Origin of the sequence: Serratia sp. JSRIV002 (genome assembly GCF_019968725.1) — a bacterium.
Classification (GTDB): domain Bacteria; phylum Pseudomonadota; class Gammaproteobacteria; order Enterobacterales; family Enterobacteriaceae; genus Chania; species Chania fonticola_B.
The window spans coordinates 5102714-5125302 of the sequence record NZ_CP074143.1 but is presented as its reverse complement, the minus strand read 5'-3'; the positions used below and the strand labels follow the sequence as shown (position 1 = coordinate 5125302).

Here is a 22589-nt window from a genome sequence, read left to right as displayed (position 1 = left end):
ACCAAAGCCATACGGGCTGCACGCTCAGCTCTGGCAGACAAAGGCGTTGTCTTTGTCCAGCAAATAAGGGCGCAAATAGGCAACCGTGCTGCACATCGGCAAGATATCTGCTGACAGCGTTATCCCCAACGTTTCGACCAGGTATTTTCTACGCTGCTGCATCCGCTGCCATAGCTGGGGATACTGGCGTTGGAGCTCCAGCTTCAGCTGTTCATCCGCCAGTAGCACGGTGCTTTCGGCAGAAACGCCACCAAAGTTGGGCACTGAAGGGATAATATCAATCTGCAGGATCATGCCGCTCAACAGCTTTTGCTGAGAGCCTTGATAAATGGGCGAAGACATCCACTCTTCTTCAGCGGTCAGGTGCCCTGGGCACAGCGACCAACCGTACTTTGAGCGCGGTAAGACCGCTTCCACGTGATCAAACAACTCGCCGCCACGCATGCCAACGCTAATCACTTCAAGCCAGTGGGCATAGGCAGAGAAGTAGGGCTTGGCGATCGCATCCAGATAGTTTTTCGCCTCTGTTGATAACTCACCATTGGCATTGACCGCATAACCCGCCCGGCTGGAGGCCCCGCCGCGGTAGCCTACGGTTAGCGAGATCGTATCACCGTACTTCACGGTGTTGTCGGTTGGGAACAGGTTACCCTTGATAAAGCGTGGGCCGCTGGCAGCAATGGTCACGATACTCGGGTGCTGGCCAAAGCGCACCAGGCAATCCCCTAACTGCTGCTCTGTGACGCCTGGCGCCAGCTTATTCATGGCATCCAGAATGCAATCGGAGGCTAATGCAGCACCATACTCGTAGTGGGCCACCTCGTTGGCATTATTGACCGTTCTTACCCCGTGCTCGCCGATAAACAAGTCGGTCTCATTGGATAAACAGGCTTCATCACCGACAATGTTGCGGAGGGTATCGACAATAAATGAGGGGAGATCATAGATTTTCTTGTCGATCTCTGGCCCGTTGGTAAACATCTTCCAGCCAACCAGGCCGGTGCGGGCATTTTCCCGAATGCCGGCTTCAACCAGCAGTTCCTTAATCGACTTATCGCTTCTACCGGGTTGATTCGGCAGTGAAAATTGAGAAAGATGCACCGCCTTAGCCTGAATTCGCGCTTTGCTGACCTTATTGAGATTTTCGTTTCCCAGCACCAGCGTCATTTCGCCATCGGCGTTGATAATCAATAAGGCCTCTTCAAAACGGGTGAAAAAGCCGACCAGATATTCAAAATTGCCACCGTGCTCGACATCACAGTAAATCACCAGTTGATCAAGCCCACGCTGCTTCATCCTGCTAAGGATGTTGCTCTTTCTTTGTTGGATGGTTTCATCCGTTAGTGCAACGGGCACGCCAGAACAGTCCTTTTGCGGCTCTGGGATGGTTTTTAAGCTTACTTGCTGGTTTTTCATCTGATCCTCTTTTGCCGAGTGGGAGTTCGTACAGCCTGTTGATCAGGCCATAACATTGAAAATATAGTTGAGACTTATCTCGCAGTGTTAAACAGCTAAAAATCAGCTTAACGTTAATTTGATCACAGTTTCTACTTTTAACGATTTGATTTCTTGCATTCATTTATCAAACTGATAGCGTATTGGACTGTAAATTAGGATTGTTACTGTTTAACAGGCAAAACCTAAACCTCTGGTGGTGTTGGCTATTAGCTAGCACGCCACCAGAGGTTTAGGTTTTTTTTTGCCTGAAAATCAGTTGATACAACAAGCAGGTAGCAGAGGGCATTCCGGTAACGGATAAAGAAGGCAATGATGAAATATGAATAACTAACGAAAGAGTTATGGATGGAGATAGGGGACATCTACGGAAGGCTAACAATGATACAAACCAACACCATTGAGGAAATAACCATGAAACGGTTTTCACTATTACTTGCTCTATTGTCTTCACTTATTTTTAGTCCGCTGTTGGCTTACGCTGAAACAGCAGGTGATAATACAGTCACCATTTATGTCACCCGCCATGGGAAAACCATGTTTAATACCGTACATCGGGTTCAGGGGTGGGCAGATACCCCATTGACTACCGCAGGCGTGACGGTTGCTGAACAACTTGGCAAGGGGCTGAAAGAGGTTGAATTCAAAAAGGTGTATGCCAGCGATCTGGGGCGCGCACGTCAAACTGCACGCATTATATTAGCCGCAAAAGGGCAGCCGTTGGACATCGTCGAAAGTGAGAAACTGCGTGAGTTCTGCTTCGGTATTTACGAAGGCGATCTCGATGCCAATATGTGGGGAGCCATCGCCACCAAGCTTGGCTATCAGTCGGAAAAAGCGCTATTCGGTGATTTTGCCAATGGAAAGTTGCCATTTGACAAGATGTTCGGCGGTGTTGCTCTGGTCGATACCAGCGGTGAAGCTGAAACGTTTGCCACCGTCAAAGCACGTATGCAATCAGAGCTAAAAACTATTGCTGAAGAAACGGCAGCTCAAGGGGGCGGCAACATACTCCTGGTTTCACATGGAGCCGCTATTCTGGCAATGGTAGCGGATATGAGTTCTACACCCATTGTTGCGCCACTCTCTAATGCTAGTGTTACGCAGATTACTTATAAAAACGGTGAGTTTACCGTGGGTAAACTGGGCGATATGAGCTATGTAGAAAAAGGTGCAAAGCTCTGATTGGGCGATGAGCTAAAGGAAATTAAATAGAATGCTCTGTATCCATAGACAATCATGCCGCCTGTTTTTATCAAGGCAGGGTCTATGGATATACACGACGGTACCTAGATTAGCAGTGAAAACGCTCTGTCACGTAGTGGCAACCTAATTTGAGGCGTGTGTCTCAAAGTAAATATAATTCTGCTAATTTAATTAAATATTAAAATTCAAGTGACAAAAAAGCACAACCCTGTTGGGCAGAATAATGCATCAGTTGGCAATGTTATGAGCATACTAAATCAGACTATGGTGTGAACACACTTGGTAATACATGAACATATTTTGTCATAACTTCATTAATAAATCGTTATTTTGAACAGAATAAAATGCCAACAACGTCATGCTTTATAAGTTAAATTTATCTTTGCACCGGATTTATTGATCGCCATCAGGATACTCATGTACAAAAAATACGCACAGTAGACCATTCATAAGCCGATGCTGTTATGACTAGCACTGGGTTATTTTGTGACACTCTGATAAGGAAATAGCATGAGCGGACAGCAACAAAATATCACCTCATCTGCAACAGAAACGGCTCCCGTTCGCTGGGGAGCCTACGTGGCGCTACTTTTTGCCATGGTATTCTTTTCCGGGCTTCTCGGCGGTAAAGAATGGTATGGCGTGTTTGATTTCACGACATTGAACGGGTCTTTCGGACGGGTCGTCAGTGGTGTGACTCAAAGCAACGAGGCATTAAACGTCTCCAACAGTACCTTTCGTGGTACCGGCGGTAACGGTGCCATGGACGGTTTTCTCTTCGCCTTCGGCTTGATACCTGCTGTCATGTTTGCCCTTGGCATGATCAATGTACTGGAGCACTACGGTGCGCTGAATGCAGCACGTAAACTGTTAACCCCACTGTTGCGCCCGTTGCTGGGGCTGCGTGGTAATACCGGTTTGGCACTGATTGGCAGCCTGCAGAGCACGGATGTTGGCGCCTCACTAACGCGCAAACTGGCTGATGAGGCACAGATTACAGAGAATGAAAAAGACGTTTTCACCATGTTTCAGTTCTCTGCAGGTGCCATGATCACCAATTTTTTCTCCTCTGGTGCCATTCTGTTCACTTTGGTTGCCGCTGACGGCACCCTGGCTGTTCCCGCCTCAATCGGCCTTTGCATCCTCGTGATGTTTTTTATGAAAATCGTTGGCGCGAATATTTTTCGTTTGTTGCTGAAAATGCGTCGTCAAGATAACGCATCTTCTGAAATCCATAAGGCATAGGGAGAGCACCATGAGCATGACGACTGAATCCAAACCCATGATCACCGATGTTTTTGTTGCTGGCGCGCGCAAAGGCTGGACCATTGCCACAACCAGTACCTTGCCCAATGTTCTGATGGCCTTTGTGGTGATCAAGGCGCTGACCATCACTGGCGCACTGGACGGACTGGCTTTCATTTTTGCTCCCCTGATGCAGCTGTTCGGCTTGCCCGGCGAGGCGGCAGCGGTCCTGATCGGAGGCTGGATGTCAATGGGCGGTGGGATCGGCGTAGCCGTTAGCCTGTTCGATAGCGGGATCCTGACGGGAGAACATCTGGCTATCCTGGCACCGGCCATCTATCTGATGGGGTCCCAGATCCAGTATGCCGGACGTATCCTTGGGGTCATTGGCACCAACGCCAAACTGATCCCGTTGATGATAGCCATCTCGGTACTGAATGCATTCGGAGCCATGCTGCTGATGCACATTTTTATCTAGTAGCAGTGCGACCTGAAGGGCGAGTGCGAGATCGTACTCTCCTGCGATTTAATTTCAGTGCACGCACAGCCTGCACAAAAGAACAGGGGAAACACCATGCAATTAGACGACTATCTGGCAGAATTGGCCTCCTTGGTTAATGTGGACTGCGGTACCAATACGTTGGAAGGCGTTGCCACCGTTGCTGCCAATATGCATGAGAAATATCAGCAGCTCGGCTGGCACAGCGAAATTGTCGATCTTGGCGATAAAGTGGGGCCCGGCGTTTTTGCTGCCAACAAACCCAATAGTCCACACTTTGATGTGCTACTGGTAGGTCACCTGGATACGGTTTTCCCAGTAGGTACCGTAGCGATGCGCCCCATGAGCATCAAGGAGGATCGCGCCTATGGCCCCGGTGTGGCGGATATGAAGAGTGGGCTCCTTAATATTCTTTGGGCAATGAGGGAACTGTCTGCAGAGGCGAAAGAGCGTCTCTCTATCGCGATTGCCATGAACCCTGATGAGGAGACGGGTTCGGTTTATTCACATGAATGGATTGGCGCACTGGCGAAACGCAGCCGCTGCGTGTTGGTGTGCGAGGCCGCCCGTGCGGATGGCTCACTGGTCAAGGCCCGCAAGGGAATGGCTCGCTACGAGCTGGAATTTCACGGTGTCGCCACCCACGCTGGTAACGATCCTGAGAATGGGCGTTCCGCAATCAATGAAATGGCCCACTGGATACTTCATCTTAACCAGTTAGCCAATGCGCAACTGGGGACGACCCTGAACGTTGGAGTGGTGAGTGGAGGTTCTGCGGCCAATGTAGTTGCGGACTACGCGCAAGCGATAATTGATGTCCGCTTCTGGCAGAACGACGAATTTGAGCGTGTTGACCGGCTAATGCGAACCACGACGCCTCACTGCTTTACTGCCGATGTTCGCCTCAATGTGACATTACAGGCTCATGTGCCCGCCATGTCACCCTCAGAAAAAACCGAACAACTGATGGCGAAGGTGGAGTCTGCGGGGAGGTTGGAGAATATTGACGTTCGCTGGCAGGCCGTCGGTGGTGGTTCTGATGCCAACCATACCGCCGCGCTTGGTATCCCCTCACTGGATGGCTTTGGTCCAATTGGCGCTGGCTTCCATAGCCCGGCAGAATATCTGGAGTTGTCCAGCATCGAACCCCGAGTGCGTCTCTTGCGTCGGGTGATTGAAACGCTGTAACCTCTGTCAGAAAGCAAAAAACCCGCCATAGGCGGGTTCTTCTAAATCATGGTGCCGGACTCGGAATCGATATTTCAATGTAACTTATTAATATTTAAATTTATTTTTTGATTTGATTATTTATGTACCCTCAATTGTACCCGCAGTCCCTGTGAGTGTTTTTTGGGAACCACATCGGGGTTTTGCTGTGATAGAAGACGTCAAGTGAAGTGAAAAAAACCGCGTAGGCATCGTGTTCGATTCTTTATTTCTTTACCTGTTTGGTAGCGAGTCTAATGCAGAGTGCTATCTTACCGATTTTCTCGCGTATGCCAAACACGTAAGATGTAGAGCGCGTTAACTCTGAGTTCGTAGTGAATTTCATAGTTACCGATGTTCAAGCGACGTACTTCCCGTGGTTCATATCTTGCCAGTGCGGGTCTCATACGTGAATGCGTCAGCAGGTTTACGGGGCAAGCACCAACGATTGAAGCACCTGCGCAGATGCTTCTGGATTTACGTTGGCAATCAAGAAGCGCAACAGCTCTAAATCTTGCAACGCATGATCTGACCAAACCACCTGCATTACTTTTGCCCTGACTGTGGTACAGGAAGTGGCGTGTCAATGTTCAGACTATTTATCCATTTCAATACATCTGTTTGTTCCACCACTCTGCTCTCATCCACATCAGCCAGCCCCCGCAAGATCATTTGATGATGGTTCTCTTCCTGCTCAATGTTCGCAGCCAAGACTTGTTTGACTATCCAGCCACGGGAACGATCATAATTTGCAGCCAGTTCGTCGAACTTCTCTACCATTTCAGCAGGAACATGGGCAGTGATAACGCGTGTTGGTGATTGTCCCATAAGTTTCTCTTTGTGATTAAAATGTAATCATAGTTAATAAGAGAGCAACAGACAATGTTGAGGTTAGGAAACCGTTGCCTATTGTCTCAACTCTGCTTACTACTGTGCTGGCAGGGTTATAGCCGTTCTGGCAGTACGCCTGGGTAATGTTTGGCGATGATATCGTTCATCTTGTCTATCAACGCAGGCTTTCCGAACGTAAGGTGTGCTGTGCCCTTCATGAAGTATCTGATTGTAAAATACTCATCTTCATAAACCTCAGCTTTCTGCGGTGTAGCGCGGATATGTTCATACAGCCGAGCGGTGACGTCCTGACGATTATCAGGGATCGCTTTGCCATCCAGTAAATGTAACATCCTCTCCAGATCGGCCAACTGATCCCGCCGATAACTGTGGTTCAGCGTAAATCCCCATTGGTTGTGACTCACCAAACTGTTGACGATCACTTTCTTGCCAAATTTACACGGGTGATTCGACTTGTAGTCCCAGGAGAGCGACTTGAACACGTTGATCACTCCCCGCTCAAATACCTCTCCCTTGTCCCGGTGCAACTGATTGAATGTGCTGTAGATACTCTCGTCGCTAATAGCCGGAATATTGTCGCCCTCCAGGTTTCTGTACCATTGATCACGCGCCTGCGCATCCATGATCGCAAGCATTCCGGAGCGTTTCATCAGAACTCGCCATATACTACGGTCGAGATTACGGGTGATCACGGGCATGGCCGTTTCGGCTTTTTCCATCAGCCAGCAACCGCAGCGGAAGTCTTGTTTCATTGCCCAGTCCCTTGCTACTCCACCGCCAATGCTGTTGGTGATGGTTGAGATATCCTCAAGCTGGTGAACAAGGGCTTCAATTTGCGTCAGCGCGGCGTTACGTCCGGTGACGATACGTTCAATACTGGTGGAGCAGATAATCTCTGTGTGGTCGGTTAACACATCGGGTTCAATCACGGTATTCAATGCTGTTGACATTGTTAGGGTTCCTTAAAAACAAAATGCCTGCGTCATGGCAAGCAGGTATAAAGATTGGAAGATGAGTTCGTTACGGCTTTATGTCGGTGTCTGATAGACCGCCAGATAGACGTGGCCAAAGCTACCCAAGGTATCGGCTTCGCAGGTAAAACCAGCGTGCTGCACCGTAACGCAGTGCTGGCGGCGCTGGTCGAGCTCACCCGAGCGCAGACAGGCTTCCAACAGTTTAATCAGCACTGGGAAGGCGCGATCCAGCGTTTTAAGCGCATCAGGGGAGAACATACCGACAAAGCCGGCGCGGTCGGGTAGAAAATGCAGGCGGTTACCTTTTTGTACCAGCCTTGCTCCCAGACGGGGAGTAATGGCACAGTGCAAGCCCCAGACGGGTGACGGTATGTTGTCTTCGTCGGTGAGTGGGGCTGCGTTATTATCGGTATTGAGAACGGGTTCTTTCATCGCTGAATATCCTTGAAAAAGTAAAACGCCAGCGGTCGAGGCTGGCGTAGGGGGAAAGTGGGGTTAGTGGGGAATAATCAAGCCAGGCGGCGAATCACCGGGCTGCGTAATCCCCGTGCGCTGCGGGCGCAGAGCATGTCACCGGCGCTCAAAGTCGGATCTTGTGCCATAAGGCTGAATCCAGGTCGGTCAATACGTACTAGGTCAAATTTCTCCACCAGTTCGTTGACGGTTTCGCGTACCGTGACGCCATACTCAATCTGTTGGGTAATCGCCTGATCGTCGTGATACGGCGTGTCATTGAGCTCCAGGCCGTAACAGTGAGCCAGCAACCAGGCAAGCAGTTGCTGGTATTCGAGAAAGGCGGGACTGGCATTGGACGGGGTGTGGGGGAGTTTGTTCATGGTCTTCATAAACGGGGTTCCTTAACAGAGCGGAGAAACTGGTAACTTGCAGTGATAGCTCAGCCAGTGGGCGACTTTCCGCCGTTGTTTTAACGGTACGTCAGATTCAATCGTCCAGGTGTTGGGGCATTGCGTATTGGCCAGCAACAGTGCAGCCATCACCAGCCAGTGGTAGGGATAGCCTCGCGTATCGCAGCGGATCAAGGCATGGGGTGTCTGACGTCGGTAGAGCATAAAGGGATCACCGGCCAGTTGGCTGGCCCTTTCCCCGTTAAAACCGATCAGGTCCAATCCCATCAGGCTGTCGTCGAGTTGGTATGGTTTTTTACCCGTGTATTCACAGATAACGGGTGCTGTGGCTAGCCCCAACGTATCAGGGCGTTGACACAGTTGCTGGTAAGCGGTGGTGATGGCCTGGCCTATCCTTTGCCAGTCGTGTGATGATACGTTGCTGTGTTGCAGAAAATGGAATACGCCAGGCACGGGCGATGTGCTTTTATTCATCAGAGGATTTCCTTTGAAAATAGAGGAGTAAAGCGAGAGTAGGACGTTGAGTGTGGGGCTGTATTACCAGCCGAAGGTGACAAAGTCAGGCAACACATCACCCAGAGCATCAATATGCAGGTAAGTCAGTTGATGGCGTTTCATCAGCGTGATGACCAGACGGCGGCAAGTCTTGGAGAGCCCCAGTCGTTTGAGTTGCAACACCGGATGGCTCCAGGCATCCAGGCGTATCAAATATCCGGTCCCCGAAAAGTGGATCCACTCACCATCACTGAACTCATCCTGACAGTGTGAGATCCTGTACAGCAGTGTATTGTCGTCCTCACTGATATGGGCCGAACTGCATTGCAGACCACGAAGTATCATGGGTGTGGTGACTAACATAGCAACCACCCTCGTTCGGCCAGTGAGATCAGATCTCCGTCCCCCACAATCAGGTGATCCAGCACGCGGACATCAACCATGTCGAGCGCATTGATCAGCCTATCGGTGAGCGTACGATCGGCCTCACTGGGAGTGGGATCTCCCGACGGATGATTATGGGCCAGTATCACCGCGGCAGCCTGGTGGTGTAATGCTCGGATCACTATTTCACGAGGATGGACGATGGTGGCATTGAACGTTCCGACCGAGACGGTTTCACTGGCCTTCAGCCTATGGCGATTGTCCAGGTACAGCACCATAAAGCATTCGCGACTTTGGGATTGAAGATGGAGTCGAAGCCAGGCCTTGACCGCCTCTGGTGAGCTAAAGGTATAGGGCCGGTGCTGCAACTGGGTTTCGAGTATTGCTAACGCCTGGCTGATAACCTGTTGTTGATCGGCGGTGAAGTGCGGCGGGGATGTGAGCATCTGGGGGGGGAGCATGATAAACCTCCGGAAGTTCAGTCGATTAGGACGAAGATGGCACGGCTTTCAGGATGGTGCAGCGCGTATTCTCGTAACCGGTAGAAGTGATCGGTCATGGCCTCGCTTTCGGTCCGGCAAGCATGGTAGCTGTAGGCCATTAGGCAGGCGGTAATACCCGCAGCCTCCTGGCCCACTGTAGCCCCGTTGCCGTTGAGGGCATTGAACAGCACATACTCCTTATCGGTATCTGGCATCAGGAAAGCACCGCCGTTACTGAGCATGTAGAAATCCCACAGTCCACCGTGGTAATTCACACAAAGTCTGTCCAGCCAGCCGAAAACGCGGGGCTCCAGAACGAGCCATTGCGGTATGCTGCCGAAGTGCTGCGGCCAGAAACGAGAGCGCTGGTCGCCTGGTACCCTAGTGGCGATCACCGAGCTTGCCGTAGACGGGGCAGAATGCGTATTCATGAAAAATATCCTTATTTATTATCGATAAATAATAAAACAGGCCTCGCCGGAAAACCGGGGCCTGTTCATGATGTGTGTGATAAAAGTCAGTGGGCGCTTACGGGGACGGCTCACCCGAGGTCTGGCATATGAAAATCTAAGCCAGTTATGATGCCTTACTCCCGGCAACCGATACCGGTAGTGGCTGGTAATATTGTGGATCGAATATAGACAGCGGCAGGTCAACCTGATAACCGTTACGCTCTTCTGTTGCCTTCATGACTTCGACTGAACTGACGTTTTCCACGCATTCGTTTTCCAGTGATGCTTCCTGAGAGCGCGTGGTATCACTGTCACCAAACGCGGCTACCTCCATGTTCCCCATCGCCAGTGTGTTGCCACTTTTGTCTTTCAGACGCAGGGAAAGGGTCAGCGGGCCGAAGCCCTCGCCGCTGCCGCCGTTATCCAGACGGAACTGGTAGACGCAAACATTGCCTGGCACCCAGACCGTATCCGTGTTGCGGATACTGATATAGCGTTGTTCATTGGCCTGCGCCTGTGCCAGCAAACTCAGAGTCAGGACTGTAACTGAGGTCATGCCTTTCAGCTTCTTATTCATGGATTTTTCTCCTGATTCTCCGGCAGATAGAGTTTTCCCATTTCCTTGCCATCATGCGAATACACTACCGATTTTTCGCCAGTGTAGCTGTCGGTCTCAATCCGGAAAGTCAGGGTGATATTATCTGCCAAGCACAAGGCAGCCATCAGAGGCTGCACCGTTTTCTGCTGCATATCAGCAATGTAGTAATAATTACCTGACTTACAGTCCTCCGGTGACTGACGGGTTTTCAACACTGTGTATTGCGGTGTGCCAAAGGCATCCTTTTTCACCCACTCCTGAGCAATATCGGATTGATGCGATACAACCTTGCTGAATGGTGGTGGAGTGAGGTCCTTAAATCTGGCTATCGCTTTCACTCCAGCATCTTCTTTACTGTCGCAGCCAGAGATACTCATGGCACCGATAACCGCCAGAATAGCAAGCATATGCGGGTACAATTTCTTCATGGTGCTCATTCCTTGTTTTCAGTCTTGTTTCCGTTGCGTCAGCAATTGCCAGTGCGGCGACACAGTTCAGCCAGACTCTGTTGGGTTACCCATTGCTGCAGTTTTTGCTCTGGTGCAGAACGCTTCGCAGCCAAAGCAGCCTGTTGCTTTTTGTTGACGCAGTTTTCTGGAATTGCGGCAAGCACCTGAGTGTTGTGCGGTTCATTCGCCAGTTCCAACTGATACTGAGTGTCGATGATGGTGAAATAGCACCCTTTCCCCTGATCCTCGCCCTGATAGACGGAGGTCAGATCCGAGTAGTAGCCGCTGGCAGGTTTTACATTCAGCTTGCGAACAGTATGCGTTTTCTTGTCGGCGAGAAAATAGGCACCGCCGCCACGTTGGCGAAGCAGGAATTGTTTTGTCCACGGATAGTTATCGATCACCGTGGCCTGATAGAGCATGTTATGCAGGGTGTTGTTGTCCATGCCATCGTCAGATTTCCAGCCATCCGCTTGCATATAAGACCAGGCTTTGACTGTACCCACGGTGTTTTCAGCGGCAGCCGAGAAGACAGCGCCGGTACAGAGACTTAGAGCAAATGCTGTTGTAGCCAGTAATTTCATCATCATGATTCCTTTTGAGGTAAAAGACTGTCGCCGGTGCTGGCGAGCAGTGAGTGAAAAACGCGAAAGTGAGGCAGAGCCCTGAGAAAACCCGGGTCAGCGAGTACGTTGCGAATCTGAATTTCCGGCACAAACAGTGCCGGATGGAAGGTAACAGCATGGATATCGTTTAACGGAAACACCGCCACGCGATGCTGATGCTCACCTGTCAGGTACCAGTACCCGTTACAGAGTACGAGGCGGTAAGGCGCAAGCCCTGAGCAACGACAACCCTCAGCTAGCAGCGTCACTCGACGGTGCTCTGATATAGCTCTGACAAGCCTCGTAAAGATACCTGGCCGGGATGGTGACAATGGCACCGACTCTGACCATATAAGGCATGGAGACTCACCAGGCCCACTCAACAGTGAGCTAACCATATGGTTATCCATATCAGGAAACAAAGCCTCCACTCCCGACTGGCGAGCAAAAGTCATTACCGCCAGTTCACGTTGATGACTGCCAGAGAGCAGGCGACAAGTACCGTCGCGATATTCCAGATCCAGATACATCAGCCGCTCACGAAAATCCCGGCGGAGGGTACGGACCGACACGCCAAACTCTGCTGCCAGAAGGCGCATATCCAGCGTTTCGCCTGCTACCAGACGACTGATAATGAGAGACAACCGGACCGCCAGCCGTTCATGGCGACGCTCAGTCTGGGACATGAGAGGTATTCTCCATCCTGTTAATAGGCTGAAAATTAAGTGATTAGTGTAACGAAGGGGGAGGACAGGGTATGGACACAGGAAGGCGTATTTTTTCAGTACAACGAATACAGTTGTGATGCGCCCTTAAGCGTTACCAGAGGATTATCCGCTTATTAATTGAGCGCCAATCGGACAGGGAGTGTCCGTCATGCGAGGTTTGTCAGAAGAAAATCCAGTCCCAGACGGTACGGGCGAGCGTCACCACTGCTTCCCGCACAGTGCGAATAACAGTTCGAACAGGAGCAGGCAGAAAAGACGACGACTCCACAGTACCAAACACCTCACTCACTGCACTCCCAAAGCCCTCACGTGCCTGCTTTTTTACCGATTCACTGCATAACTTCCCCTGCAGTTGCATCGCCAGTGGGCTGGTAGCACGGTCCGGCAGGCAACCCATCATGGTTTCGACCATTGACGGCAAATTCCATTCTGTCCTGGCGGAAACGGCGCACACCGGATGATGCGGTGAAAATAGCTGGCGAATGGACTCCAACCTTGCCTCAATATTCACCAACTGATGCGGTGATGGCGCATTGCCGGTGACATACCATTCATGGCTTGGCTCTATTTTGTCGGCCTGGTTAACGACAAACAGTATTCGCTGTTGGTAACCCGTCATCACTCGTCGGTAGAAGTGTTCATCCACTGAAAAAGCACGATCATCAGCTTTTATAACCCACAGGATGAGATCCAGCTCAGGGAGAATATTGCGATATAGAGATTCATATTCTTTATCCCGTTGCTTACTCTCGCCTACACCGGGTAGATCTACAAGTATCAGGCTGTGGTCACTGCTGCTCAAACGCAATCGCAGCATTTCACGTGTGCAGGCGTCGACATCGCTGACGGGCGTGACCTCCCCCTGGAACAGCGCATTGCAGAGCGACGATTTTCCCGCACCTGTTTTACCCATGATGCCGATGACCGGTTCGTAGTGAGTGAGCTTTTGAATATGGTCAAGAATATGTTTTCCAATGGCATAAGGGAGCGATGCCAGCGGCTTTTCGATGGCCTGAAAACCTTCTGATTTTTTCATGAAACGACCTCAGACAGAAAAACAAAACACCCAATACAATGACGTATTGGGTACGGTTCACAAAGGTAATATCTGTCTGAGATTTTTTTAAATCGAGGGGCGGGATAATCACATGGCGTTATATTTCTCCGTAATAAGCATTTCCAGCACGTCACTCAGTCTCAGGTTATATTCTTGGGCGATGTTATCGAGCATCTCCTTGACCTCTTTCCTGATGTAGGTGTTGATGGCTTTTTTATCGTCCTTCCGATATTTTTCTTTTTGTTTTTGCTGATGCCATGAGTGGTTTATTCGTGACTTGAACAGTTCCCGAGTGTCTTCCGGAGCCTGCCATAAATCCCAGGCAGCGAGGGCGGACAGATAATAGTCACGGGAGGAGGATGGGGTAAAAAACTGCGTGACAGGTAGGATTTTCCCAGGTGTCTCAGCCTGTTTTTCTTTTATTCTCGACCAGAACCAGCGGCACATGTCTTCATCATCGGCATTAAGCCAAGTAAAGCGCTGAGGCCTGCGGCAATTATCTAACCACTGTTGTTTCAGTATTTCCAGATGCGCCATTTTACCTCCCTGTTGATTCAGACTATGAGCACCATCGAAATAGTCTCTGAGGGTGCGAAGTCGTTCCTGATGTGTGGCCGGGGACTCCCCCAGTCCGAGAGCTTTATAGGTGTTTATCTTCGTGTTGCCATTATTCAAAGTCGGCTTCCTTACTAAAGTTTGATTTGGAGCGGGATGAAGGAAAGGGGCATAATTGTTAGTGTCAAGATAAATCACTGCCCAGAGATAGAAGGTTGCCTGTTCGTTGTTTTTCAGCCATGAAAATGCCTCATCAGGCAGAATGGCGTAGCCCGCCATAATTTCGATTTCATTGACTTCTTGATTATGTGAAACCTCAAATGTGTATTTTTTTTCCAGGAACGCATTCACGTTTCGCAGGCAATTCTCAGCATTGCCCGGATCGTATGTGGGAAACTCACCAGGGTACTTATTCGCTAGGTGCTGTGCGTAAAAACGACAGACCCGCCCGTCCTTGCTTCTGACTTTTGCCTTCTCTTCCGCCATCATTTTTCCCTCAGTGTTCGTATTCAGATTCCTTATCTTACACATAAAAAGGTGTGCTCTGCATAGTCACTAAGTGATTAATTGCTAATTGATTGATGAGAAATAGGTATTGATATCTTTGTTTATCGTGATTAACAACTGATTAGTTAATGATTTTTAGCTGTTTTTATCCTGTTGCCAATCGTCAAAAACCAGGCAGGGTAAGGGTTACGCCCTGATTATGTTATCGGAAGGGGGATTGTGACGTTGTTGTTCCGGGTAGGGGAAAGGAATGAGCTGAGCCTGCGCTTACCGTTGTGGGGTGTCCAGCGGCCTCTGTGGTCGGCATGCTGACCGGATGGGAAACAGGGAACGTCAGTGGTTTTTTTGCGATGGCAGAAACGACCGAGAACGGTTAGTGGCAAAGGTATGGAATTAAGGTTAATTAATATTATTAAAAGAAGTACATATACCTATCGCATCCCGTATACGTAAAAGATTATAAGCATGTACTGGATAAACCTATCGACTTATCCAAGTAAAAATTACAGGACTACCTCTTCCTTTGAACCAATACCAAGGAGGAAAAATGAAAAGACCCTATAACGCCAACCCAAAGTATGAAATGGATGGTCTATTGTTGACTGATATCAATACGCATATGGAGGCGATGTTCCAACGTTTTTCAAAACTACTACCTTTCAGGATCGACTTTGCATATAAAAAGAGTTCAGCAAGCTTTGGTCATGCTTGCAGACACTCAATGTATAACGAGGTCCTAATGTTGATTAAAGAGTTCGAAAAATCTCTTCCGATAGTGGGCTATTACTGGGTGATAGAGTACACGAAGAGAAAAGGACTTCATGTCCATTTTGTTTGCTATCTGAATGGGCAGTTTCAGAACTGTCATTATCCGATATCCCGAGCGATGGGCAGCATCTGGAAAAAAGTAACAGATAATGATGGATATCATCACCTTTGCGTCCCTAAAGATATTTACGAAGTCAAAATTGGCAAGGTGATCCGACATTTTGATACGGACGAGATCGATGATTTGTGTTATGTCATTAGCTATCTGGCTAAATGTGAGCAAAAGGAAAATGGTATCATCGCGGGTAAAAGCGTGATACCGGTAAAAAGCAAGCGAGGTAGACCACGCATACGCTGAACAACCTTCACTAACTTTTTACAGATTCACCGGTTGGTATGTCGGAGCAGGGGTAACAGTCATTCACAACCACTCCGACTTACCTTTTAAATCGGAGAACTCAACCATGACAATCAAACCCTCCCTGCTTGAAGACCAGTTTGTCGACATGGCATTTATCACAACCCTGACCGGACTCACCGATAAGTGGTTTTATAAACTGATTAAAGATGGTCTCTTCCCGAAGCCAATTAAGCTGGGTCGTAGTTCCCGCTGGTTAAAAAGTGAAGTGGAAGCCTGGCTTCAGGACCGCATTAACCAGTCCCGCAAATAAACCTCTCCCCTAACTAAACCCGCAGCATGAAAATAATTATCCGGCTACCCCGGAGGTTTTCTGCTGCCTGTCATTCCAGTCATGAAGGAATATGCACCATGAAAGACAATAAATCCCGTTACGAAGAACTCCACAGATATTACCAGACCTGGCTGACGGATTTTACGAAGCTGACAGTCAGGTCGGGCATGTGTCACCAGAATATATACCACCATCATACCCTGACGGTTGGCCGTCTAACGTTCCCGGGGAAAGCGCCAGCTATTGCGATTGTTCCGCAGTGCCTGCACCGAATCATTTACGGTAAAGCAGCGGTAGCACCACTATCCCTGGAGGATGATCTGAGTGTCAGTCTGTGTACACAGGAGCACCTGCTGGCTCATCACCCCATGCTGGAGGGGGTTCTGCTTTCTGAATGCGTGCGTTTAAAACAACGCTCGCTGGCAAATGAGCTTATCAGCCTATTCAGGCAATTTAGCGGAACAGAGTTGCGTCTGAAGCTTGTCTGGCTGTGCTGGTACGATTTGATGCTGGGGAATGGTTTTGCTGACTGGACTGAAAATTTGAAGATTAAAACTGAAGAAGAAGTGAATCACTGGATTAACGAACGGCAGTCTGAGCACTACGCGTTAACCGGCATCGTGGATGAGTACATCACTTTTGCCTACCGCACTGCCCTCGATCCGCTGACTTGAGTTTCATGCCTTGTTCTGCTCAGGGAGTTAAAATTAATATAATTAATAGTCACTCCCTTTTTACAACCATCTCAGTAACTCCTTGCAGATCATCCTGTCAATCGCACCTCCTCAAGGGGTTGGCTTCATCTCTCCTACTGGTATCAACCAGCTATCAAGAGTTAATCATATGAATACTAAACTAACCTGGACGCCAGACTGGTTTTTGTCGTCTGTCCTGAACTGGCATACAGACAGCATGATAAATCGGTATGCCTGCCTGCGGGCTATCCGCATAGATCTGTTCTATCAGAACGGAACAGCTAAATATTATCAACAATCTCACCGTCAACTGGAAAAGGATATCCACTTGCTGATGGACAAAATGATGAGCCTGCGAGCCGTAGTAGGATACTTCTGGGTCATCGAGTGGACTGAGGATCATCACTTCCATGGTCATGTGGTCTTCTGGCTGGATGGTAATCGAACCCAAACTCCCTACCCCTGGGCAGAGAAAGCGGGTGAGTTCTGGAGCGTTATTACCGATGGCGATGGCTGGCATCATCGCTGTGAATTTAAAGAGCATTACAGGGCCAATATCAATATCCCGGTGCACTACAACGATCCAGACAGCATCACTAACATCCGGCTTGTACTGGAATATCTGACTAAAACTCAGCAGAAAGAGGGATTGTTACTTCACGGCTGTAACGAGGTGCCTGAACGCCCGCTAACGGGTCGTCCACGGCTTCCGCCAGCGATCAGCTAAATATGCTAAAGGCCTGCAGTGGCGTGACTACGCCACTGATATCCGCTGTCAGCGTAGCTGCTTCAGGAAGCCTGGGGCATATCGACGTGCTCACGATTTAATTACGTAGCACTCCCTTCTTTTGACCCCGACCAGAGATATCCCATGGAACGACTTAATGAAAAACTGACAGATGTGCAGTTGATCCATCGTGAACTACAGTCAGCCATTGACCATTATCCACGACTGGCGGCTTTTCGGTTTAGCTTGCGACAACCCGAAGTTGACGCATTGCGACTTCCTGAAGAGGCTGTCGTGCAATTTATTCATGCGCTTCAGCAGATGACCCATCAATACATCGAGATACGGCAATCAGAAGGCAAAGCAGTACCACCCACTATGCTCAGGATATTATGGGGGGTGGGTTCCTCACGCGATATTCAGGTCATGCTGATGCTCAATCTCAGTACGTTCTGTTGCAGGCAACAGCAGGAAGGCGAGGAAACGGTCCTGGCTCTCATTCGCCAGGCATGGGCTGCTACCCACGGTGATACACCGTTTACAACGGAGCCGCAGGTTTTCTTTCCATCAGAACCGTGTTTTTTGGCCTGTCGCACAATACCGGCCAAATTTACTGCGCAACACGAAGTACTGAGAAGTATCGCCAGGCAACTTCCTGCGCCTGTTGCCTTCTACCGGAGCAACGTGTAACGCAGACCAACAGTAATCGGTTTATCTGAATTGTCATGATCAACGGTCGCAGACCCGGTAATGCAACAGAGGGTGAGGTGTACTGGCAATTGCGGACACTGTCATTTGTTCTTTTTTTAAGAATAAATTCGATAATCGTTCTTGGCGAAGTCTGACGGTGAGAGATTATCCTACCGGGAATAACGACGTGCGGGGAAGGTTATCTGCGTGAGTTGTGCTTATCCACGTTACACGCTCATTGCTCTACCGTGTCGTTAATATCTATGATGAGAGGTGTAGCGACCTGCAACGCTGTAGTGGAATGAAAGTAACGCTAAATGAAAAATGGGTATCTGGGGGCCGTGGGCGGTCAGGGTATTTCCCCTGACAAGGGGGGCGGTGTTGACACACAGGCCTAGTCGTTCTTCGAATTGAGCAGAAATGTTGTAACGATCAGACCATACCCGCCCCCGATTTTGATGCAATTGACGCCATAGACCCGTACCCATTGTTTTAAATCAGGCTATGATTTAACAACAACGGCACGAGAGCCGGTAAAATACAAGGGAGCATCATGCAACAAGCACCGACATCGCGACGGACATTCTGGCATTTCCTTTCACTTTATCAACCGCTGTCTTTGCGGTGCCTGCATATACTGATAGCCTTTTTGATCGTGGGTCAAATACTCAACAGTAATGGTATGGAATTGACAGCAACAGAGCAGCTGGCCAGCGCGACGATACCACGTTTCTTTACCCTGATGCATACCAGTATTGGCCTTACGTTACTTGCGCTCAGTGTCGTACTGATTGGGTATTGTTTGAGACGACGCGGTTTACGTTATTTTTATCCTTACCTGTGGGGCGATATTGCCCAGCTCCAGCAGGATATCCATACCTTGTTGAAACGCCAATTGCCCGAAGCCAACCCCAAGGGATTGGCGACCAGTGTACAAGGATTAGGTCTGGGCGCGCTCAGTCTGGTGGTGCTTTCCGGAGCAAGCTGGTTTGTACTGTGGCAAATGGGCTCCCCGTTAGCTTCCATCGTCAAGGATTGGCATCAGACATTAACCGGACTGATTGAGGTTTATTTGATTGCGCATGGTGGGATGGGGTTACTCCACTTTGCCGTGTGGTATTGGCAGCGTCGGCCACGCGAGCTCTTTTAATGCCCGGAATGGTGGTTCATTTGATGTATTTAAACGCCACCGAGAAGGCTGTATTAACTTGAGTCTCATCAGGAATCATATCAGCACAGACCAATACCTATTCTCCGGTGTTGGTCGCATGCCCTCAGCCTCATTGGTGACAGTGTTACGGGGGGAACCAAGTCGTAAGCTGAAGTAAACAGTAAGAATGCCATGTGTAATCCGTTTAATGGAGATTGCCATAGGCAACCGGCCCCATTACCCTTGACACCCATTTCACTCCACAGTGGAGAAACAAAGGATCCCGACAGAGTTCGGGATCCGAACTGTTACGTACGTAGTTTTACACAGTGTGTAAAAGATACGTACGTAGGGCCGTCAAGCAAGAGTGAGCCTCGTCTGCGTTGGCCGTCAGCGTTGGTTGCGGCGGACAGGGATAATGTGGAACCACAATTGCGCGCATTGCCGGAGCCATTGGGGCAGCAAGTTCTGGATGACGTGGCGGAGCGCGTTGGTACCGGTGAGATAAAAAATGTGATTGCCTACCTGCTAGCTACGTTGAAGCGAGCGAGAAACGGGCAATTTAATTCGACAGCAAGTGTGGCAAAGCGTGCGCAACAACCGCACTCACCACAGAGTCACACTGGTACAGAGCCTGCTCAGCGTGTTGTTCAGCAGGAGCGTAAACGAGCATCCGTGGAACAGATTGCACAAGTGATGGCGGAGATCCGGGCTGATTACAGGCAGTGATTGCGGGGCGTACTGTGTTTCGTATTTGTCGGTTAAAAAACATACACCGTTGCGGGGCGCAACACTTTTTGGAACAAGCTGTGATGGTTTCTAGTGAGCTCTCTATTTATCGAAGTTTCGGTAGCCGAAGCAATACGGATTGCTTATGACCGACGCTGAAAATAGGGTTTAAATCCTGTCCAACCCTATCGGTAATCCCCCATTTTTAACAGAGGCAATATCGAATCGTTGCATTTCGGTTAACTGGTGTCGGAGCACCTGTTTGGTGAGCGGCACAACCTGAAAGAAGACGAGGTTATCAACCAGGCGCAGCAGATGCTGGGCCTGGGCCGCGTGGTAGCCACCCGTCGAGATGAATCAGAACCACCGGAGAGTTGATGGCCTGGTAGCACGATGTAGCACTGTTGTTTTATCTACCCGAGCGGGAAACCTTTTGCCACACGGGATAGGTGTTTTTCCGCTCATTTTTATCTGATGAAGGAGAAGGCACCATCGTACCTCCTGGTTCCCGGAGGGCCTGGAGTTTGAAACCTGTGATTTTCTGGGTTCCATCTTTATGGGTAGGGTTCCAAACGGACTTACCAGTATTTTAGTTCTTGTGGGCTTTAGCCTGAAGAAAATTACCGGTCACGACTATGGCATTGACTTTTTCCTGGTGTAAGACCAGAAGATCCGCCGGTCAGAACAACTTTTACGGGTGTTTTACGGCTAATACGACTGAGGTTGTTAACATTCTGATCGGCAAGGAATACCTTTCCCCCCCTTCCTATCAAAAAATTAACATTCAATCATGGTTGAATATTAATGGCTATGTGTTTTATCATCACCGATTCTTGAACCATGAAAGTGAAAATTACACGAGAGATTTGGTAACCTGCTGAAATGGAGCTCCACAATGTCCCAATTGCAACTTAACGCTATATTAGAACAAAATGAAAAGAATCTTCCGCCGGAAAACGCCACACCCGACGAGTTGCGTAGTTGGTGGGAAACAGCGATGGCGCAGATACCTGTCGCAGATGTTGCTTCAATCGAGCGTCTGAGTTTGGCTGGTTTTAGCGCAGAGTTTCTACGGCCCCATGGGAAATATACCGATAACCTGATCATTTATGCGCATGGTGGCGGTTTTGTCATCGGTTCAAGCAGCACCCATCGTGTGATCACCAGCTATCTGGCCCAGATAAGCCACAGTGCGGTCTTGGTACCCGATTATCGTCTGGCACCTGAAAATGCTGCGCCGGCGGCGCATGACGATATCTTTACTGCATATTGCTGGGCATTAGAGCAAGGCTATCCAGCGCGAAAAATCGCCTTGGCCGGTGACTCTGCTGGTGGCAATTTAGCGCTGGCTGCAGCGGTTCGCGCGAAGGCTGAGGGCTTACCTATGCCCGGTGCCTTATTCCTGATCTCACCAGGGCTGGATTTAGCATGTGAAGGCATCTCCCACCAAGAGGTAACGGATGATCCGTTCTTGACTCCTCAACTGCTCGAATTCTTATTCCAATCCTATGTTGGGATTGGGGGCGATCTCAAATCATCACATGTAACTCCGTTCTATGCGGATTTCGCTGGCTTACCTCCAACGCTGGTTCACGTGGGGAGCTGGGAAATGCTAAGGGATGATTCGGTGACAGTCGTCGAACGGATGCGCGAAGCAGGTGTCGATGCAACTTTGCAAATATTCGATGGTATGCCTCATGTATGGCAACTGTTCGCTCCCATCCTGGAGGAGGGCATGGCTTCATTGGAGCAAGGTGCTTATTTTATCCAAAAACACTTACATGAATAAAAATACGTATTGATAAAGTAAAGGGTGATAACCAGGAAGTTACCACCCTTTACAGGCAGGGAAATTATAGGTATGGAAATAGCCTTTATAACCTCAAAATATCATAAGAAAAGGATTGCCTGCTAAATACCGAAACGATGAAAGCGCCTGTGTAGACATCTGCGGCTGCAAAGCTACCGGCAGCATTTGCAGAAAATACGTTTATTATAGTTTCTCTGTTGGTATGGGATGTGAGGGTTGTTGTATGATTGGCACTGGTAAGTGCAGAAGTCACTGCTCCTCCTGAGGTTCCTATTCTAAAGGGGAGAAGGCTTCCTGTAGTCGCCCCGAGCAGTTGATAATTATTACCGATGACGGGCTTGATAGTGATAGTACCAATGTAACCTGCACCAGTGGTAAGAATTTCGAGATTTCCGATCTGCGTACCCCTGGTTACCTTTTTTAAACCACTAAGTGGAGTGAAGGATGTGGTTAGCGTTGACAATGCAGCAATAGGTACAGAAATATCCAGGTTAGATGCCTTTCCTATTTAAGATGCGTTCACTGAACTTATGGGGAGTAAAAAAACGGCAATAAGTAATGCTATTTTATGCATGGACATCAAGTTTTCCTTTGATTGAGTATGGTATGAGGTAATATATATATGCATAAGAAAAATTGAAGCATATAAATTGCTCTTTTTTAATCAATTTATATAATTGACATTTTGTGTGGTGAGTTGTTGAATGATTATG

29 protein-coding genes are annotated in these 22589 nt (G+C 49.1%); 13 read left to right on the top strand and 16 right to left on the bottom strand.

Annotation, left to right across the window (positions count from 1 at the left end; translation table 11 throughout):
* Window positions 1-24: 24 nt before the first annotated feature.
* Entirely contained in the window at window positions 25-1416 is a 1392-nt protein-coding gene (locus tag KGP26_RS24115; RefSeq protein WP_223664670.1) for a Xaa-Pro peptidase family protein, read from the bottom strand.
* Between the two features lie 420 nt (window positions 1417-1836).
* Here KGP26_RS24115 and KGP26_RS24110 point away from each other — a divergent pair, with 420 nt between their 5' ends.
* The 4 genes from KGP26_RS24110 (at window position 1837) to KGP26_RS24095 (ending at window position 5593) form a co-directional block, all read left to right on the top strand.
* Complete coding sequence (locus KGP26_RS24110; protein WP_223664669.1) at window positions 1837-2640, top strand: histidine phosphatase family protein; 804 nt, start codon at window positions 1837-1839, stop codon at window positions 2638-2640.
* A 531-nt stretch (window positions 2641-3171) separates the two neighbouring features.
* The gene (locus tag KGP26_RS24105; RefSeq protein ID WP_094981419.1) at window positions 3172-3906 is read left to right on the top strand and encodes a nucleoside recognition domain-containing protein; all 735 of its coding nucleotides are present in this window, start codon (window positions 3172-3174) and stop codon (window positions 3904-3906) included.
* Window positions 3907-3922: 16 nt separating this feature from the next.
* Window positions 3923-4384 (top strand): YjiG family protein, encoded by a 462-nt coding sequence (locus KGP26_RS24100; RefSeq protein WP_037434993.1) that lies wholly within the window; start codon window positions 3923-3925, stop codon window positions 4382-4384.
* A gap of 96 nt (window positions 4385-4480) precedes the next feature.
* A complete protein-coding gene (locus KGP26_RS24095; protein ID WP_094981420.1) occupies window positions 4481-5593 on the top strand; it encodes a M20 family metallopeptidase in 1113 nt (370 codons plus the stop codon).
* A gap of 290 nt (window positions 5594-5883) precedes the next feature.
* On the opposite strand, the gene KGP26_RS30275 is transcribed toward KGP26_RS24095, so the two are convergent.
* The 15 genes from KGP26_RS30275 to KGP26_RS24020 form a co-directional block, all read right to left on the bottom strand.
* On the bottom strand, window positions 5884-6018 hold the full coding sequence (locus KGP26_RS30275; RefSeq protein WP_245398320.1) for a type II toxin-antitoxin system RelE/ParE family toxin: 135 nt from the start codon (window positions 6016-6018) through the stop codon (window positions 5884-5886).
* A gap of 139 nt (window positions 6019-6157) precedes the next feature.
* Entirely contained in the window at window positions 6158-6439 is a 282-nt protein-coding gene (locus KGP26_RS24085) for a CopG family ribbon-helix-helix protein (protein WP_223498456.1), read from the bottom strand.
* Window positions 6440-6555: 116 nt separating this feature from the next.
* On the bottom strand, window positions 6556-7413 hold the full coding sequence (locus KGP26_RS24080; RefSeq protein ID WP_223498455.1) for a DUF4942 domain-containing protein: 858 nt from the start codon (window positions 7411-7413) through the stop codon (window positions 6556-6558).
* A 78-nt stretch (window positions 7414-7491) separates the two neighbouring features.
* Window positions 7492-7869, bottom strand: a complete 378-nt coding sequence (locus tag KGP26_RS24075) for a type IV toxin-antitoxin system YeeU family antitoxin (RefSeq protein ID WP_223498454.1) — start codon at window positions 7867-7869, stop codon at window positions 7492-7494.
* 77 nt (window positions 7870-7946) lie between these two features.
* Window positions 7947-8282: a TA system toxin CbtA family protein gene (locus tag KGP26_RS24070; RefSeq protein ID WP_223498453.1), complete on the bottom strand. Its 336-nt coding sequence runs from the start codon at window positions 8280-8282 to the stop codon at window positions 7947-7949.
* 12 nt (window positions 8283-8294) lie between these two features.
* Entirely contained in the window at window positions 8295-8777 is a 483-nt protein-coding gene (locus KGP26_RS24065; RefSeq protein WP_223498452.1) for a hypothetical protein, read from the bottom strand.
* A gap of 63 nt (window positions 8778-8840) precedes the next feature.
* On the bottom strand, window positions 8841-9161 hold the full coding sequence (locus tag KGP26_RS24060) for a DUF5983 family protein (protein ID WP_223498451.1): 321 nt from the start codon (window positions 9159-9161) through the stop codon (window positions 8841-8843).
* Window positions 9155-9643 carry a DNA repair protein RadC gene (radC, locus tag KGP26_RS24055; RefSeq protein WP_223498450.1) on the bottom strand — a complete coding sequence of 163 codons (489 nt, stop codon included), beginning with the start codon at window positions 9641-9643 and terminating at the stop codon, window positions 9155-9157. Before radC ends, KGP26_RS24060 begins: the two co-directional genes overlap by 7 nt.
* Window positions 9644-9660: 17 nt before the next feature.
* Complete coding sequence (locus tag KGP26_RS24050; RefSeq protein ID WP_223498449.1) at window positions 9661-10095, bottom strand: antirestriction protein; 435 nt, start codon at window positions 10093-10095, stop codon at window positions 9661-9663.
* A gap of 145 nt (window positions 10096-10240) precedes the next feature.
* Window positions 10241-10693, bottom strand: a complete 453-nt coding sequence (locus KGP26_RS24045) for an IrmA family protein (RefSeq protein WP_223498448.1) — start codon at window positions 10691-10693, stop codon at window positions 10241-10243.
* Complete coding sequence (locus KGP26_RS24040) at window positions 10690-11142, bottom strand: YfjS/YafY family lipoprotein (protein ID WP_223498447.1); 453 nt, start codon at window positions 11140-11142, stop codon at window positions 10690-10692. The genes KGP26_RS24045 and KGP26_RS24040 overlap by 4 nt, the downstream gene beginning before the upstream one ends.
* A gap of 38 nt (window positions 11143-11180) precedes the next feature.
* Complete coding sequence (locus tag KGP26_RS24035) at window positions 11181-11750, bottom strand: hypothetical protein (RefSeq protein WP_223499718.1); 570 nt, start codon at window positions 11748-11750, stop codon at window positions 11181-11183.
* Window positions 11750-12454 carry a transcriptional regulator gene (locus KGP26_RS24030; protein ID WP_223498446.1) on the bottom strand — a complete coding sequence of 235 codons (705 nt, stop codon included), beginning with the start codon at window positions 12452-12454 and terminating at the stop codon, window positions 11750-11752. The genes KGP26_RS24035 and KGP26_RS24030 overlap by 1 nt, the downstream gene beginning before the upstream one ends.
* Window positions 12455-12656: 202 nt before the next feature.
* Window positions 12657-13532, bottom strand: a complete 876-nt coding sequence (locus KGP26_RS24025; RefSeq protein ID WP_223498445.1) for a GTPase family protein — start codon at window positions 13530-13532, stop codon at window positions 12657-12659.
* Window positions 13533-13640: 108 nt separating this feature from the next.
* Window positions 13641-14597: a transcriptional regulator gene (locus KGP26_RS24020; protein WP_223498444.1), complete on the bottom strand. Its 957-nt coding sequence runs from the start codon at window positions 14595-14597 to the stop codon at window positions 13641-13643.
* Between the two features lie 565 nt (window positions 14598-15162).
* Between KGP26_RS24020 and KGP26_RS24015 the strand changes: the two genes are divergently transcribed.
* From KGP26_RS24015 to KGP26_RS23980, 9 genes are all read left to right on the top strand, one after another.
* Window positions 15163-15741 carry an inovirus-type Gp2 protein gene (locus tag KGP26_RS24015; RefSeq protein ID WP_223498443.1) on the top strand — a complete coding sequence of 193 codons (579 nt, stop codon included), beginning with the start codon at window positions 15163-15165 and terminating at the stop codon, window positions 15739-15741.
* A 106-nt stretch (window positions 15742-15847) separates the two neighbouring features.
* The gene (locus tag KGP26_RS24010; RefSeq protein WP_223498442.1) at window positions 15848-16054 is read left to right on the top strand and encodes an AlpA family transcriptional regulator; all 207 of its coding nucleotides are present in this window, start codon (window positions 15848-15850) and stop codon (window positions 16052-16054) included.
* Between the two features lie 98 nt (window positions 16055-16152).
* On the top strand, window positions 16153-16749 hold the full coding sequence (locus KGP26_RS24005; protein ID WP_223498441.1) for a hypothetical protein: 597 nt from the start codon (window positions 16153-16155) through the stop codon (window positions 16747-16749).
* Window positions 16750-16918: 169 nt separating this feature from the next.
* On the top strand, window positions 16919-17497 hold the full coding sequence (locus KGP26_RS24000) for an inovirus-type Gp2 protein (RefSeq protein WP_223498440.1): 579 nt from the start codon (window positions 16919-16921) through the stop codon (window positions 17495-17497).
* A gap of 144 nt (window positions 17498-17641) precedes the next feature.
* The gene (locus tag KGP26_RS23995) at window positions 17642-18187 is read left to right on the top strand and encodes an inovirus-type Gp2 protein (RefSeq protein ID WP_223498439.1); all 546 of its coding nucleotides are present in this window, start codon (window positions 17642-17644) and stop codon (window positions 18185-18187) included.
* Window positions 18188-18740: 553 nt separating this feature from the next.
* Window positions 18741-19337, top strand: a complete 597-nt coding sequence (locus KGP26_RS23990) for a cytochrome b/b6 domain-containing protein (protein WP_223498438.1) — start codon at window positions 18741-18743, stop codon at window positions 19335-19337.
* Between the two features lie 420 nt (window positions 19338-19757).
* A complete protein-coding gene (locus tag KGP26_RS23985) occupies window positions 19758-20066 on the top strand; it encodes a hypothetical protein (protein ID WP_152529993.1) in 309 nt (102 codons plus the stop codon).
* A gap of 246 nt (window positions 20067-20312) precedes the next feature.
* Window positions 20313-20444, top strand: coding sequence for a hypothetical protein (locus KGP26_RS30340; protein ID WP_256444949.1), 132 nt, complete (start codon window positions 20313-20315; stop codon window positions 20442-20444).
* Between the two features lie 517 nt (window positions 20445-20961).
* Window positions 20962-21855 (top strand): alpha/beta hydrolase, encoded by an 894-nt coding sequence (locus KGP26_RS23980; protein ID WP_024531319.1) that lies wholly within the window; start codon window positions 20962-20964, stop codon window positions 21853-21855.
* Window positions 21856-22589 lie beyond the last annotated feature (734 nt).